The organism is Vibrio sp. 10N.261.55.C5, assembly GCF_041470505.1.
Classification (GTDB): Bacteria; Pseudomonadota; Gammaproteobacteria; order Enterobacterales; family Vibrionaceae; genus Vibrio; species Vibrio crassostreae_C.
On the sequence record NZ_JBFRMS010000062.1, the window covers coordinates 1 to 15675 of the forward strand.

Sequence of the window (15675 nt, forward strand, 5' to 3'; positions counted from 1 at the left end):
TCATCATATAACGCACCTTGAATGGATTCACATACGTTCATCATACTGACTACCTAGCACTTACCCGAATTGTGGTTTTCAGGAGGAACGTCCTCTCACGATTCTTTTCCCACTCAGCCCAACGGCCAAGTTTCGTTACATTGTCCGAGCCGCTGCTTTATTCAGGCTCGTAGGTTCATCTGGTGATACAGATGGTTCACTCGTTAAGCGGTGAACAACGCTTCATACGACCTCAGGTCGCACGGACAGAAATCATTTAGACTATTTACTTAAATCGGGAGTCACCGGATTAATTCAGGTATCTAAAACTCCAAGGTCTCACCATCAGCAGGAATAAGGACTTTATCTGACAAACCGTTTTTATCAATTGCTTCTTTAAGAATTGGTCGAGTCACTGCACAGTGATTGAGTGCCTCCATATGGTTCGCAACCACCTTATTAGGGGAAAGGCGAATAAACTCCATGACCTCATCAATAGACATCAATAACGGTTGACCAACATCCATACGAGCACGGCCTGCTGCCACCACTGTGATATCGGGTTTTAACTCATTCAAAGCTCGTCTTACATCATCGGTTAGAACCGTATCTCCGCTAATATAGATAGAGGGTTCATTGGGAAGCTCTAAGAAAAATCCGACGCCATTTGCCATTAGCTTATGAATCCAACCATGACCGTGTAAAGCAGGAACCGCAGTTAGTTTTCCGCCTAAAAAGTCGATAGTTTGCCAGTCTTCAATTCCCCAATTTACCGTTAAGTCGTATTTTTCTAGGTAAGCCTTATCTTTGGCTGGTGTCGCAACTGGGATATTACGACTTGTTAAAAACGTCTCACCTGCCGGATCTAGGTGATCTCCATGTTGTAATGCCTTGATACCAAGTGTTTGACTGTGAGTAATTAAGGTATGAGTAACCTTGTTTAGTAGCTCATCGGCATTACTTGGCATCTCAACCGTTGGATTTTTCGCGGCCTTAGCCTTAATGACTGAAAACGGAGGCATAGAGCCTTTTTTCCCCAACATAGGATCAATAAGGATAAATTTTTCGCCAGATTCAATGATAAAAGTTGCGCTACGTAGGTGATGGATCTTCATAATACCTCTCTAAATTCACTCATGAGTCATATTCTCTATGTGATTTAGTATGCTATTTTCGGTAATCTTGCCATACTGTCTCGAAAGTCAATATTCGCGCAAATCGAGACAAATATGGAGAAATCAACCGAGTTAGTCAAAATCACTTTGATTGCCTTTGAAGGGATCAGTGCTTTTCATCTCTCTGTACCCTGTATGGTGTTTCAAGATATCTTTTTCGATCAGCCGCCTCGGTTTGACTTGAAAATCTGTAGCGAAAAAAGCTCGCCATTGGAAACAAGCTCAGGATTTGGTGTGGTGATCGATAGAGATTTGAGCGCTATTAAAGAGGCGGATATTGTGATTGTTCCAAGCTGGCCAAATGACCTGCCAGAGCCAAGTGAGCGACTTATAGAGGCGCTAATAGAGCATCATGGGAAAGGTAAGCTACTAGTAGGACTCTGCCTCGGGTCTTATGTACTTGCATGTGCTGGCGTTCTCGATGGAAAACGTGCCACAAGCCATTGGGCGTTTTCCGAACAATTTCAGCAGCAATTTCCTAAGGTGGATTTTGACCCAAACCCTCTATTTGTTGAACATGAGACTATCATTACCTCTGCTGGAGTAGCTGCTTCACTCGATTGTTGTCTACATATAGTGCGCCGTTTGTGTGGTAGTGAGCTTGCGAATGATCTCGCACGTAAGATGGTGACTGCGCCATCTCGTACTGGTGGACAGCAACAGTACATACCTGCACCGATTAGCGTAAAGCCACTCGCAGAAACAAGCATCAGCCTTGTGATTGAGCATGTCGAACAAAACGTCCATCTGCCTCACTCACTAGATGCAGTCGCTGAGCGCTGTGCGATGAGTAAACGTACCTTCACACGCCAGTTTAAATCCACCTATGGCTGTACATTTGGTGAATGGCTGCAAAACCGACGTTTGGTGCTTAGCCAACGTCTATTAGAAACCACGAAACTATCGATACCTCAAGTTGCAGAGCAAGTGGGTTTTGGCTCTGACAGTGTATTCAGAAAGCACTTTAAATCGGCTTTTCATGTATCGCCGATTCAGTGGCGCACTACATTCAAGCAATAGTCTTAATTTCATTGAGGGCGATGGGGCTAGATCGTCGCATCTATTACTTTTTGTATCTGAAACCTTGCAAGTTCAATTCTAGGCGTTTTTGGGGCATCACAAGCCAGCCCTAACATCACTAGTTTGAAGCTACAAAATGATTTGCCGAAATCAATAGAATGAGTTTTGACTATCTCGCTATAAGGCCACTTAGCGATGGTCTATCCAACATATAAGATCAAAAAAGCGAGCACTAAGCTCGCTTTTAACTATCTGTTTTTGAAAAAATTACAGCAGTTCAACCGACTGCTGGGCGATCACGAATTCTTCGTTGGTTGGGATAACCATTGCTACTGCGTCTAACATTTCAGACTTAGCGATGATCCCTTCAGCACCAAAGCGAGCAGATTCGTTACCTGCTACATCTTCAACGAAACCTAGAATCTTAAGGTTGTTTAAGATCTCACGACGAATTGGTAGAGAGTTCTCACCGATACCACCAGTGAAGATGATACCGTCTAAAGAATCTAGCGTTGCTAGGTAAGAAGCAACGTATTTCGCTACGCGGTAAGTAAACACCTCAAACGCAAGCTTAGCGCCTTCGTGGCCCTCTTCCATTGCTTCTAAGATGCCACGAGCATCGCTCGTAAGACCAGACACGCCAAGGAAGCCAGACTCCTTGTTTAGAGAGTTAAATACTTGCTCTTGTGACCAGCCTTTCTTAAGTAGGTATTCGATGATGCCTGGGTCTAGGTCACCACAACGTGTGCCCATCATTAGGCCTGAAAGTGGTGTGAAGCCCATAGAAGTATCAACACTGTTACCATCTTTAATAGCACATACAGATGCGCCGTTACCTAGGTGAACAGAGATGAAGCTCGATTTTTCGATTGGCTTGTTAACCATCTTCGCAGCTTCACGGCTAACGAAGTAGTGGCTAGTGCCGTGGAAACCGTAGCGACGTACGCCGAAGTCTGTGTATAGCTCTTTTGCGATTGCACCAGTGAATGCACGTTGAGGCATTGTTTGGTGGAAAGCAGTATCAAATACAGCGAACTGAGGTAGAGAAGGGAAAGCTTCAATTGCAGCACGGATACCGATAGCACCTGCTGGGTTATGAAGTGGAGCTAGGTCAGATAGGCTTTCAATTTCGTTCGTTACTTCTTCAGTAATGCGAACCGTTTGAGTGAACTTCTCACCGCCGTGAACGATACGGTGACCGATAGCCACGATATCAGCCGTGAAGCCTAGGTCTTCCATCAGGCCAACCAATTTGCCAATGGCAATTTTGTGGTGGTTATCTTCACCTTGAATGGCAATTTCAGTTTTCTCGCCTTGGAATTTCCAGCTCATACGAGCATCTTCAAGACCAAAACACTCCCCTAGGCCACTTAATACTGCTTCACCAGAAACAGAATCGATTACAGCAAATTTTAGGGATGAACTACCCGAGTTAATAACCAGAACAAACGAATTAGACATTGGATATGGATCCTGTTTCAGTACGAATTGGATGAAGTGTTTACTTCAATTTAGTTAAGTCCATTATTCAATAATTTTTGAATCTTTCAACTTTTGTTTTGAAAAAATCACTAAATGAACACAATTAAGTTGATCTTGGTCATTAAATTATTTATTTCGAGAGCGGAATTAAAAAATAGTTGAATAAGAAAATTAATGAACAGGTGACGCAAACGAGTGCTCACGTTATTTTTAACTTGATTCAGTTAATTAAAGCGACTCGAACAAATGCAGGTGATCCGCTTGAAAAACAACCACCCTTCCCTTTCGTCTGCTTATCATTACCGATAACTTTTTGCTCGATTTCTCAATTGCTCAGTGTTTGCATCAAAAAGCTCACTGAAGTTGAGAATAGTGATCTGATCTTATTTTGATTGCCTTCGAGCACAACTCTACGAATAGATGCACTGTAACGACGCTTAGATAGCCTTCACTCTTTGTTTCAGCATCTTGTAGCACGTTCTTTTGGTATAGACTTAGAACGCGATACAGCTAAGTTTTGGCACTAACATTCGTTCTAGGCGCGATGCTTAGTTTCATGGACGAAGCATAGTTACAGGAACGAAGCTTGATTAAAGTAAGTTAGCTACGAATATCGAGCCAACCAAAGCTTAAGTTCAAATAGCAGGCACAAAAAAGCCGAGCATTACGCTCGGCTTTTAAATTCAGTGTCTAGCCCTAAAGCGTCTAAGCGACAGGTTGATTAACCTTCGTTGCGCTCTGGACGACGACCACGGTTACCACCGCCATTGCCGTTACCATGGCCACGTTCGCCACGGAAGTTACCACGGTGATCGCCACCACGGTTACGGTCGAAACGACGTTCGCCATCACGTCCGCCAGCAGAGTTACCATCGCGAGCACCATCACGGTTGCCACGGTATCCACCACGACCGCCTTCACGGTTACCACCTTCGCGGTTGCCGCCTTCACGGTTACCACGGTAGCCGCCACCATCACGACCGCCACGGTTGCCACCACGGTTGCCATCACGACCGCCGCCGCCACGACGAGGCTCACGGAAGTCATTGAAATCAACAACTACAGCGCCAGCTTCTTTTTGACGAATGCGAAGTTTGCTTAGCTTACCAGCAGTTTCAGAGTTCATTGCTTTTGGCAGTTGAACGTAAGTAGAACCTTGGTCTAGCTTGATAGCACCGATAGAACCTTTAGTTAGGCCAAGTTCGTTTGCTAGTGCGCCAACGATGTCTTTAACCTGAACGCCTTGCTCACGGCCAACTTGTAGTTGGTAAGTATCCCAATCTTGAGTATTGAAGTTGCGACCACCACCGTCACGGCCGTTGTCACGATCTTCACGACGCTCTTTGCGACGGTTCTTATCACGCTCAATAGCAGCGATCATTGGGTCTTCGCCAACGTAGAATAGTGGGCTCTTACCTTGCTGACGCTTAAGAAGCATTGCAGCTAGAGTAGCAGCATCAACTTCTAGAGACTCTTGAAGAGTAGAGATAAGACCTGCAAAGTTTTCTAGTGCTTTGCTTTCTTTCTCAGTTTCAAGTTCAGCGCCAAGCTTAGCAACACGTGCAGCAGCAACTTGGTCACGTAGAGGAAGTTGAATTTCTTCCATTTGAGACTTAGTTACGCGCTCGATTGTGCGAAGCATGCGAATTTGGTTAGTGCGAACTAGTAGGATCGCTTTACCTTTACGTCCAGCACGGCCAGTACGACCAATACGGTGGATGTAAGATTCAACATCGAATGGGATGTCGTAGTTGAATACGTGAGTGATACGTGGAACATCAAGACCACGAGCTACAACGTCAGTTGCAACTAGGATGTCGATAACACCTTGTTTGATGTGATCAACAGTACGCTCACGTAGAGACTGAGGAATATCACCGTGCAGTGCAGCAGCTTTGAAGCCACGTGCAGATAGCCAATCAGCTAGACGCTCAGTGTCTTGACGAGTACGTACGAATACGATTGACGCGTCAGTTTCTTCGGTTTCTAGAAGACGAGACATTGCTTCGTCTTTTTCTACGCCTTTAACAACCCAGAAGTTCTGCGCTACTTTATCAACTGTGTGGTTAGTACCAGCAACGTCAACTCTAGCCGGGTTACGTAGGTAACGGTCAACAATAGTCTTAACCATTGGAGGCATAGTTGCAGAGAAAAGTACACGTTGTGCAGATTCTGGAGCTTGCTCTAGGATCCAAGTAACGTCATCTACGAAGCCCATTTTCAGCATTTCATCTGCTTCATCAAGAACAAATGTGTGTGCTTCATCTAGGTGTAGACGGTCACGAGTTAGTAAGTCTTTAACACGACCTGGAGTACCAACAACAATGTGAGCACCGCGGCTTAGAGCACGCATTTGGTCAACAATTGAAGCACCACCGTAGATTTCAATAACTTTAAGACCTTTGATATCACGGCCAAGGTTTTTGATTTCCGCAGCAACTTGAATCGCTAGCTCACGAGTAGGAGCCATGATGATTGCTTGTGGTTTGTGTTGGTTCAGGTTGATTTTGTTAAGTAAAGGCAGAGAGAATGCTGCTGTTTTACCAGTACCAGTCTGTGCTTTACCTAGTGCGTCACGGCCTTCAAGAAGAAGAGGAATAGCTGCTGCTTGGATTGGAGTCGGAGAAACGAAACCCATGCTATCAAGAGCTGAAAGAATGTTATCGTTTAGGGCTAATTCATTAAATTGAATTACAGATTCGGACATTGGGATCCCACTATATATAAGTAAACAAAAGGTCCCGGGAGCTCTATCAATTCCAATACTGATCCAATCAGATACTGATTCCATTCAGAGTTACGAAGCAGTAATAAAACACTTCAAGCCATTAGGGACGTCTAAGGGAGGCGGATTATTCCCTAAATGCATAAAAAAATCCAGAAAAAATTGAAATACATCACATATTTTTCGCTTTTACATCAATACTGGTTATCATATCGTCAAAACTTGATGAATATCTCGTCACAGCACCCATCTCCTAGCAAATTGACCTAGTTAAATAAGAGGGCAATTAATTAACGCTCACTTCGCCTTTAAGTAGTAATCAAGCCTCGCAATGATTATAGTGTGCTCAATTGTCATCGATAGATAAAAGTCAAAATGTTTCAAGATAATCCTCTACTCGCTCAGCTCAAGCAGCAAATCCAAGAAACCCTCCCTAAAAAGGAAGGTACCATCAAAGCCACTGAAAAAGGTTTTGGTTTTCTCGAAGTTGATAGCAAAACAAGCTTCTTTATCCCGCCTCCGTACATGAAGAAATGTGTGCACGGTGACAAGGTGATTGCCATCATTCGCACAGAGAAAGAGCGCGAAGTAGCAGAGCCTGAGGAATTGGTTGAACAAGGTCTTACTCGCTTTATTGCACGAGTTAAGCTTTTCAAAGGCCGATTGAACGTTGTTCCTGATCACCCGCAGCTCAAAAAACTGCAACTTAAAGCGAAAGCAATGAAGGGTCTAAACCCTGAAACGCTTAAAGAAGGTGACTGGGTTGTTGCTCATATCGTTCAACACCCATTAAAAGGTGACAATGGTTTCTTGGCTCAGATCTCTGAGAAAATCACAGACGCTGACGACAAGATTGCACCTTGGTGGGTAACGCTGGCACAAAACGATCTACCAAACAGCGAGCCTGAAGGCATCGACAACTGGCTAATCAACGATGACGCCGATCTTGAACGTGTAGACATGACGCACGTCCCTTTTGTGACTATCGATGGCGAAAGCACAAAAGATATGGATGACGCGCTTTACGCGAAGAAGAAAGAGAACGGTGATTTTGAACTGACTATCGCAATTGCTGATCCAACGGCTTACATCTCTCCAGATGATGCGATGGATAAAGTGGCACGCGAGCGCGGTTTCACTATCTACCTTCCTGGTCGCAACATCCCAATGTTGCCTCGTGATCTTGCTGACAACCTATGTTCACTGATCGAGAACGAAGTTCGTCCTGCACTTTGCTGCACAGTAACGGTATCTAAAGATGGCGTTATCGGTGATGACATTAACTTCTTCGCTGCAAACATCAAATCTCATGCTCGTCTTGCTTACGACAACGTATCAGACTGGCTAGAAACAGGTGCATCAGAGAAATGGCAACCATCAGAAGAGATTGCTGCAATTGTTTCTGATCTTCACCAATTTGCTCAAGCACGTTCAGCATGGCGCTCAGCAAACGCTGTTGTGTTCCCAGATCGCCCTGACTACCGCTTTGAACTGAGCGAAGATAACGATGTTGTCGCTATCCACGCTGACATGCGTCGTAGCGCAAACAAGCTGGTTGAAGAATCAATGATCAGCGCGAACATCTGTGCGGGCCGAGTACTAAAAGAGAGCTTCAACCAAGGTGTGTTTAACTGCCATTCTGGTTTCAAGGCTGAGAAAATCTCCGACGTTCTTGAACTGGTAAACCCGCAAGCGGAAACGCCGTTCACTGAAGAGCAAATCATTTCTCTAGAAGGTTTTGCTACTCTACGTCGTTGGTTAGGTTCTTTAGATAACAGCTACTACGACAACCGTATTCGTAAATTCCAAGCGTATAGCGAGATCAGCAATGAGCCTGCACCGCACTACGCGATGGGATTAGATATTTACGCAACTTGGACTTCTCCAATTCGTAAATATGGCGACATGATTAACCACCGTATGCTTAAAGCACACATCTTAGGTAAAGCGCCAATTCAAACACCAGATGAAACTATCGGTGATGAACTTGCCCTGCACCGCCGTCACCACGGCATGGCTGAGCGTAATGTTGGCGATTGGTTGTATGCTCGCACTCTAGCCAATGCTCCAGCAGAAGAAACTCGTTTCCAAGCTGAGATTTTCGATATTAACCGTGCAGGTATGCGTGTACGTTTACTTGAAAATGGTGCTGCTGCATTTATCCCTGGATCTCTCATTCTTAACAATAAAGAAAGAATAGAGTGCAACGGTGATATGGGTACTGTATCTATCGATAAAGAAATGGTATACAAACTGGGAGACGTTTTAGAAGTAGTTCTCTCTGAAGTTAATCAGGAAAACCGTAACTTAGTAGCAAAACCTACTCAAGTATTTGCGGACTTGCCTAGCGAGCCTGAAACGACAAACGAAACCGAAGCTTAAAGGCTTTAACAGCTACAGCTTTCAAGGTTACGGCTTTCAAGGTCAAAGCTATCAAGGTCAAAAGCTTCAAAGGTTCACTTCTAAAGGCGCTAATTATTAGCGCCTTTTTTGTAAATGTCTCATGCTTAAACAATACTTAAAAAAAACAATCAATAAGCAATCAATTTACAACGTCAAAGAAGCTCACTATGTCATCAATCACAGTTACTCAGTTCAGAAACTTCATTCCCAGGAGACGAGAACGTTATCCTGCCTCTAAAAACGGTATCTTTATAGTGTCGAAAGGCAGCATTTCTTTTGTGTTGCCCAATGGTACTCAAGCCTCGTTGCAAGCGGGAGATTTCACCCTTTACAATTCTGGTCAGATTAAAGACATCACGGTTAACACTGAAAATGGCGAATTCAGCGCAACCTGCTTAGATTTTGATTTGGCTATCTTTCAAAAGTTCATTAATCAGTTCAGCGATTTAGAGTCCGCTCGAATCCCAGACAAGTACATTAAGTTCAATCAAACGGATACTGAGCTCTGTCAGTTGAAAGATCTCATCATGTCACTGGCCAACTCTTCTTCTCAGAATGACTACGCACTCACTCAATTAGGCTTAAGTTTGCTGTCTTTGATGGTGGAACAGTACCCAGCTCTATTGGCTATTATTGCTCGAGCTTCAAGGTTAACCGTGACCCAAAGAGTCATTCATTACATCGAGCAAAACATTGAAAACAATATCTCTTTGGATACGCTCGCCAGTTACATGGGAATGTCACCGGCTACGCTTAAACGTCGCTTATCGGCTGAAGATCTGTCGTTCTCAAACTTATTAAAGATAAAACGTATTGCTCATGCAGCCACTCAGCTAAGAGCATCGGATAAGTCGATCACTCAAATCGCGTATGAGTCAGGCTTTAAAAGTGCCGCTCACTTCAGCACGGCCTTTAAAACGTATCACGGAAAAACACCAAAAGACTTCCGATCGCTAGTGGCACAAGCACAACTGCAGAGCGTAAAGCCGCAAGTTTAAAGAAACAAAGCGATAGATTGATGTGGACGTCTTAGTTGGGAACTGGTGTAAACCAAGTGGCTTCAATATTAAGCCACTTGGGTGTGGGATGAGATGATTTGGCTTTGGGATTCAGTGGTTGAGTTTTGATACTCATTGATTCAGCTTTGCGAGCAGGCCACCAGCAAACGTGAAAACAGAGTGACTATGACCAGAAGTACGATTTAGGGTCTTTTTCTATTTCCGCCAAAATAGCATCAAGATCCTTCGATTTAGGAAGGTACGGATACGGCCCCCAATTCACAGAGTCGGTTTCGACATCCCCTTCAAGCGGCACCATCACTAACCAACAAGACAGCGACTCATCAAAAGTCACGCAGACGATCTCGTTTGTATAATCACTGTGAGATGAGTCGAGTAGATAATGCGCCTGAGAAAACAGCACACCACCCTCACACTCTTCATATAGGGATTTGCCTAGCTCGACAGGTAAACTTCGATTTCGAGATGTACAGAGCCTCTCGGCCCCAATTAAAAGACGATTCAGCTCGATATGAATAACGGACATAACACCCCTTGTAATTTCATAGAAACTTCATAGAAACTTCTAAGTAGTGAATTCCTCTACTTAGCTTAGGACTCAACAAACATTTTAGCGAACAAGCGTAATCAAAATACCTGCCCTGCTCCCAGAAACGAATCTTGCTTTCGGAAACCCAGAAAGCAACGACTCATCAAGCGAACAGCTATACATCGAGAGTATGGAATTTCACAAAAGTGTCATATAACCGACCTATCATATGCGACAAATGTTATTAACTAGGAGTTGTTTATGTTACGAGTCGCGCTTGCCTCTCTTTTATCCTTAGCCCTGTCTTCTCATGCTGCTTTAGCACAAGAAACCACTATTTCGGGCTCCACTTCAGTATCACGAGTGATGGATGTGTTAGCTGAGGAGTACAACAAGACTCACCCTGATAACTATATTGCGGTTCAGGGCATTGGTTCTACAGCAGGTATTACCATGGTTAATAAAGGTGTCTCTGACATCGGTATGAGCTCGCGTTATTTAACCGACCGCGAACAAGACGAGAAGTTGAAGGTATTTCCAATTGCCTTTGACGGCCTAGCTGTAGTAACTAACCGCTCAAACGCTGTAAGCAACGTTACACGTGAGCAGCTGTTCGATATCTACAAAGGCAAAATCACGAACTGGAAAGCTGTGGGTGGCGCAGATCAGCCTATCGCAGTTGTCACTCGCGAAGCGTCTTCTGGCTCACGCTATAGCTTCGAAAGCTTGCTTGGTTTAACGAAGATCATTAATGACCGTCTAGTGTCTGACATCAACCCAAATAACTTGGTTGTAAACAGCAACAGCATGGTTAAAACGATTGTTAACCATAACCCACACGCGATTGGTTTTATCTCTGTTGGTTCAATCGACCGTTCGATTAAAGCAATTACATTTGAAGGCGTAGAGCCAACATCTAAGAACATTGCTAACCACAGCTATGAATTGGCTCGCCCATTCTTGTTGCTGCACAAGACAGACTCAGTTTCTGACGAGAGCAAAGACTTCATCAAGTTCGTGAAGTCAAAGCAAGGGCAAGAACTTATCGAAGAGTACGGCTACACTCGCATTAAATAAGTGGGATAGTTTTATCTAATGTAAACAAAAAGAGAGAGCATTATGCTCTCTCTTTTTTTGAATCTTTATAAATCGCTTCTTTACAAACCACTTAGAAGTGAAGTTGAATCACTGAAACGATCACAGCGCCAGGACGACGAATACCTTCGATTTCGACGCGAATTTCGCGTTCAATCTCTAGGCCTTTCTTAATTGGCGTTACTTTTGTTAGCGTACTTTTAGCACGAACATTACTGCCCGATTTAACAGGGTATGGGAAACGTACTTGGTTAAGACCAATGTTTACGACCATCTTCGCTGTTGGGAATTGAGACTTGTCAGGGTCAACACTGTCAGTCAATCGAGGAAGCAGAGATAAAGTTAAAAAACCATGTGCGATGGTTGTTTTGAACGGAGAGTCTGTTTCCGCTTTTTCAGGCTCAGTGTGAATCCACTGCATATCTTCAGTAACAAGGCCGAACTGGTTTATACGGTCTTGACTTACATTGATCCAGTCGCCAGTATGGATGACTTCACCGATCTGTTGATTAAGCTCATCAAACACAAGTTGTGCTTCTGGCTTAAGTACGATCGGCTGTTCCACCGGCATCTCTGGTGCATCTTCATTGACAGCAGGTTTGTGGTGATCACGAACCCACGCAAAGAAATGGCTATTTTGCGTACGATTAAGAAAGTCGCCCCAGTAATCTCTAAGAGCTGGAGACATCCATTGCATAAACTCTGAGTGTTGCGAAGACATGCTATCGCCTCGGTGTTTAAATAAATCAATGACTTTCATAAGAACCTCAATGCACAAAAAATTTCAATATAACTTCGTAATTTTGAAACACTTCACACTATTGTGCAAATGTTTTCGAGCATACAACCGTTAGCTGAACCTTGTTAAAATCATATTAAACATATACTTACCAATAAAACATCATTTTATTACAAAACCCAAATTAGAGTGTTAGCTCTATCACATGACAAACATTTGTTTATATAAAAGGAGTTTTTATTCATAAGTGGAATAAAAAAAGGCTTGGCGCAATGCTAAACCTTAGTTTTTACAAGGAATTAGTTTTCCGAGGGTTGGTCTTGTAAGAGACGAATCTTACAAGACACTCAATCCCCTATTCGTCATCAAGCGGAACCAGCTTGGTATTACCACCGTGTGCTTTCTCACGCTTACGTTGCACGAATGCGTAGAAGCCAGGGATTAGGAACGTACCCGCCAGTAATACACATAACAGGCCGCCGATCAGTGAAATACCCAAAGAGTTCTGACTCACGTGACCTGCGCCCGCAGCAAAGATAAGCGGGAAGATACCTAAGATGAACGACCAAGACGTCATGTTCACAGCACGGAAACGTAAAGTACCGCCCTTCACCGCCGCATCTTCAATCGGTGCGTCTTTCTCTTCACGCTCTACCTTTGCGAATTCCACAATCAAGATTGCGTTCTTCGCGGCCAAGGCTATCAAGAGAACCAAACCTATTTGTGCATAAAGGTTCAGCGGAGTGCCCGTTAGATTCAATGCCAAGAAGGAGCCTAAGGTTGCGACAGGTACCACGAGGATAATCGCAATCGGAATTGTCCAACTCTCGTATTGAGCCACCATAAACAGGTAGATGAAGATCAGAGCCAGTGCGAAAGCAAAGATCGCTTGGTTACCTGCTAGTACTTCTTGGTAAGCCATGCCTGTCCATTCGTACTGATACCCCTGAGGCAATACTTCTGCAGCTACGCGTTCCATTGCCGCAATCGCATCACCACTTGAGTAACCTTCTGCAGGTTGACCTTGAATCACGGCACTGCGGTACATGTTGTAACGCCATGCTACATCTGGTTCGAAGATCTGATCGTAAGTCACCAATGTGCTTAACGGGATCATCTCGCCATTAGACGAACGAACGTGGAATCGTTGTAGGTCGTCCATGCTGCTACGGTGTTCACTGTCAGCTTGCATGGTTACGCGGAAGTTCTTACCAAACATGGTGAAGTCGTTCACGTACAACGAACCAAGGTTACCTTGTAGTGTTTGGAAAATTTCCGACAACGGAATACCTAATTGCTGCGCTTTCTCACGGTCAATATCGACATAGTAGTGAGGTACGTTCGCACGGAAAGTACTGAATGTGTGTGAAATCTCAGGCTGTTTGCTCGCCTCAGCTATCACGTCATTCATCACCATAGCAAGATCAGTACGGCTTCGGCCTAGCGTATCTTCAAGTACAAACTCGAAACCAGACGCGGCCCCCATGCCCGGAACTGCAGGAGGCCCCATCGCAAACACGACAGCTTGAGGAAGTTCAGTCGCAGCACGACCATTAATACGCTGTGAGATAGCCTGAGCAGAGTGTTGACCATCCAGTGCATTACGCATGTCCCAATCGTGGAGCTTGATGAACATCGACGCACCATTCGACGCAGAAGCGCCCGTCATAAATGCGTAGCCGTTAACCAGTGTTACGCCATCAACACCCGGCTCTTGTTCAACCATTTCAAGCAGCTGCTTAGTCACTTCTTCGGTTCGAGACAAGGATGCCGCGTCAGGAAGTTGAACGTTAACCAGTAAAATACCCTTATCTTCTTGAGGTACGAACGCCGTAGACGTGGTTTTCGCGAAGTAAGTTACCGCTGCTAGCGCCACAACGAAGAAGGTAAACAGCAGAACACCCTTTTTCACAAGGAAGCCTGCAATTTGACCGTATTTGTTGGTTACTGATTCAAGACCACGGTTAAACGCTTGGTACCAACGAGCCGTATTACCACCGCCCTGCTTAAGAACTAATGAACACAATGCAGGTGACAGTGTTAGAGCATTAATAGAAGAGATAACAACAGCGATACAGATAGTTAGAGCAAACTGACGATACATGATGCCAGTAATACCAGGAAGCATTGCAACAGGGATGAATACCGCAAGTAGAACCAAGGTCGACGTAATGATCGGCCCCGTTACTTCTTTCATCGCAATAAGCGTGGCTTTACGCGGTGAAATGGTTGGGTCTTTAGCCATTGTGGTATCAACGTTCTCGATAACCAAGATCGCATCATCTACTACGATACCAATCGCTAGTATCAAACCAAACAGGGTTACCGTGTTGATGGTGAAACCCGTCATCTGCATGATGGCAAACGTACCAATCAAAGATACCGGAATCGCAACTACAGGAATCAAGGTTGCACGCGCACTACCCAAGAACAGGTACGTTACCGCAATAACCAGCAAGATGGCTTCGATTAAGGTCTTTACTACCCCTTTGATCGACTCAGCAACAAACAGTGTAGTGTCGTAACTTGCTTCATACGCCACGCCTTCTGGGAAGTTCTTGCTTAAGTTTTCCAGCATCGCCATCACAGCTTTGCCACTTTCCAGCGCGTTAGCGTCTGATTGAAGTGACAGCGTTACGATCGACGCATCTTGACCACGGTATTTACCATTACCGTCGTAGAACTTTTTACCAAGCTCAACACGTGCAATGTCTTTTAAGTAAACCGTTGAACCGTCTTGAGTTGCACGAAGAACAACATTTTCAAACTCATCAGCTGTTTCTAATCGACCTTTTGTTACCAAGTTGAACTGCACTTCTTGTGCGTTGTTATAAGGTGCAGCACCAATACGGCCTGCAGCAACTTGAACGTTCTGCTCTGCCAACGCGCGATTCACGTCTGAAGTGGTGATATTGAGGTTAGCCATTTTCTCAGGATCTAACCAAACACGCATCGCGTATTCACCACCACCCAACACGTTAACTTCACTGATGCCCTTCACACGAGCCAGTTGGTCTTTAATGTTTAGGTTAAGGTAGTTGATCAAGAATTGATCGTCGTACTCACCGTTTGGCGAATAGAAGTTCAATACCATCAAAAGGTCTGGTGAACGCTTTTTAACGGTGACACCCACCATTCGAACTTCTTGCGGAAGCTTCGATTCGATTTGAGCAACTCGGTTCTGAACGTTGACCTGAGCCATATCTGGGTCAGTACCAACATCAAAGGTCACATTAAGGTTGTATGAACCATCGTTAGCGCTTTTAGAAGACATGTAGATCATATCTTCAACGCCGTTAACCGACGTTTCTATGGGGTCGGCTATCGCCTGTTCTACTACTTCAGCACTTGCACCTGTGTAGAATGCGGTAACACTTACAGAAGGCGGGCTGATTTTTGGATATTCCGCCACTGGCAAGATAGCGAGAGAAATCGCACCCGCCAGCGTTAAGATTATGGATATTACAAGGGCAAACTTAGGCCTTTGAATAAAGAAACGACTCAACATA

The 15675-nt window shown here is 44.5% G+C and carries 10 protein-coding genes; 4 read left to right on the forward strand and 6 right to left on the reverse strand.

The window, feature by feature from the left end; translation table 11 throughout:
* Positions 1–302 precede the first annotated feature (302 nt).
* The gene (locus AB4263_RS20995) at positions 303–1094 is read right to left on the reverse strand and encodes an MBL fold metallo-hydrolase (protein ID WP_017039291.1); all 792 of its coding nucleotides are present in this window, start codon (positions 1092–1094) and stop codon (positions 303–305) included.
* 114 nt (positions 1095–1208) lie between these two features.
* Here AB4263_RS20995 and AB4263_RS21000 point away from each other — a divergent pair, with 114 nt between their 5' ends.
* On the forward strand, positions 1209–2174 hold the full coding sequence (locus AB4263_RS21000; protein ID WP_372098839.1) for a GlxA family transcriptional regulator: 966 nt from the start codon (positions 1209–1211) through the stop codon (positions 2172–2174).
* A gap of 267 nt (positions 2175–2441) precedes the next feature.
* On the opposite strand, the gene AB4263_RS21005 is transcribed toward AB4263_RS21000, so the two are convergent.
* Both AB4263_RS21005 and AB4263_RS21010 read right to left on the reverse strand, forming a co-directional pair.
* Complete coding sequence (locus AB4263_RS21005) at positions 2442–3635, reverse strand: acetate/propionate family kinase (RefSeq protein WP_017064366.1); 1194 nt, start codon at positions 3633–3635, stop codon at positions 2442–2444.
* 742 nt (positions 3636–4377) lie between these two features.
* Positions 4378–6447, reverse strand: a complete 2070-nt coding sequence (locus tag AB4263_RS21010; RefSeq protein ID WP_081325397.1) for a DEAD/DEAH box helicase — start codon at positions 6445–6447, stop codon at positions 4378–4380.
* A 309-nt stretch (positions 6448–6756) separates the two neighbouring features.
* Between AB4263_RS21010 and rnb the strand changes: the two genes are divergently transcribed.
* Together rnb and AB4263_RS21020 are read left to right on the forward strand one after the other, a co-directional pair.
* The gene (rnb, locus tag AB4263_RS21015) at positions 6757–8763 is read left to right on the forward strand and encodes an exoribonuclease II (protein ID WP_017059497.1); all 2007 of its coding nucleotides are present in this window, start codon (positions 6757–6759) and stop codon (positions 8761–8763) included.
* A 188-nt stretch (positions 8764–8951) separates the two neighbouring features.
* Positions 8952–9782 carry an AraC family transcriptional regulator gene (locus AB4263_RS21020; RefSeq protein WP_017059496.1) on the forward strand — a complete coding sequence of 277 codons (831 nt, stop codon included), beginning with the start codon at positions 8952–8954 and terminating at the stop codon, positions 9780–9782.
* 184 nt (positions 9783–9966) lie between these two features.
* Here the strand turns inward: AB4263_RS21020 and AB4263_RS21025 are convergent, their stop codons facing one another.
* Entirely contained in the window at positions 9967–10329 is a 363-nt protein-coding gene (locus AB4263_RS21025) for a DUF3024 domain-containing protein (RefSeq protein ID WP_017059495.1), read from the reverse strand.
* A 264-nt stretch (positions 10330–10593) separates the two neighbouring features.
* On the opposite strand from AB4263_RS21025, the gene AB4263_RS21030 reads away from it, so the two are divergent.
* Complete coding sequence (locus AB4263_RS21030) at positions 10594–11409, forward strand: phosphate ABC transporter substrate-binding protein (protein ID WP_017068410.1); 816 nt, start codon at positions 10594–10596, stop codon at positions 11407–11409.
* 91 nt (positions 11410–11500) lie between these two features.
* Here the strand turns inward: AB4263_RS21030 and AB4263_RS21035 are convergent, their stop codons facing one another.
* A complete protein-coding gene (locus AB4263_RS21035) occupies positions 11501–12187 on the reverse strand; it encodes a MaoC family dehydratase (RefSeq protein WP_017059493.1) in 687 nt (228 codons plus the stop codon).
* Between the two features lie 334 nt (positions 12188–12521).
* A complete protein-coding gene (locus AB4263_RS21040; RefSeq protein ID WP_372098840.1) occupies positions 12522–15674 on the reverse strand; it encodes an efflux RND transporter permease subunit in 3153 nt (1050 codons plus the stop codon).
* Between the last annotated feature and the right edge of the window lies 1 nt (position 15675).

Bases quoted from the DNA above. Each gene is read 5' to 3' on its own strand.
- AB4263_RS20995 (WP_017039291.1), bottom strand. From the start codon at position 1,094: ATGAAGATCCATCACCTACGTAGCGCAACTTTTATCATTGAATCTGGC.
- AB4263_RS21020 (WP_017059496.1), top strand. From the start codon at position 8,952: ATGTCATCAATCACAGTTACTCAGTTCAGAAACTTCATTCCCAGGAGA.
- AB4263_RS21010 (WP_081325397.1), bottom strand. From the start codon at position 6,447: ATGGAATCAGTATCTGATTGGATCAGTATTGGAATTGATAGAGCTCCC.
- AB4263_RS21025 (WP_017059495.1), bottom strand. From the start codon at position 10,329: ATGTCCGTTATTCATATCGAGCTGAATCGTCTTTTAATTGGGGCCGAG.
- rnb (WP_017059497.1), top strand. From the start codon at position 6,757: ATGTTTCAAGATAATCCTCTACTCGCTCAGCTCAAGCAGCAAATCCAA.
- AB4263_RS21000 (WP_372098839.1), top strand. From the start codon at position 1,209: ATGGAGAAATCAACCGAGTTAGTCAAAATCACTTTGATTGCCTTTGAA.
- AB4263_RS21035 (WP_017059493.1), bottom strand. From the start codon at position 12,187: ATGAAAGTCATTGATTTATTTAAACACCGAGGCGATAGCATGTCTTCG.
- AB4263_RS21005 (WP_017064366.1), bottom strand. From the start codon at position 3,635: ATGTCTAATTCGTTTGTTCTGGTTATTAACTCGGGTAGTTCATCCCTA.
- AB4263_RS21030 (WP_017068410.1), top strand. From the start codon at position 10,594: ATGTTACGAGTCGCGCTTGCCTCTCTTTTATCCTTAGCCCTGTCTTCT.
- AB4263_RS21040 (WP_372098840.1), bottom strand. From the start codon at position 15,674: ATGTTGAGTCGTTTCTTTATTCAAAGGCCTAAGTTTGCCCTTGTAATA.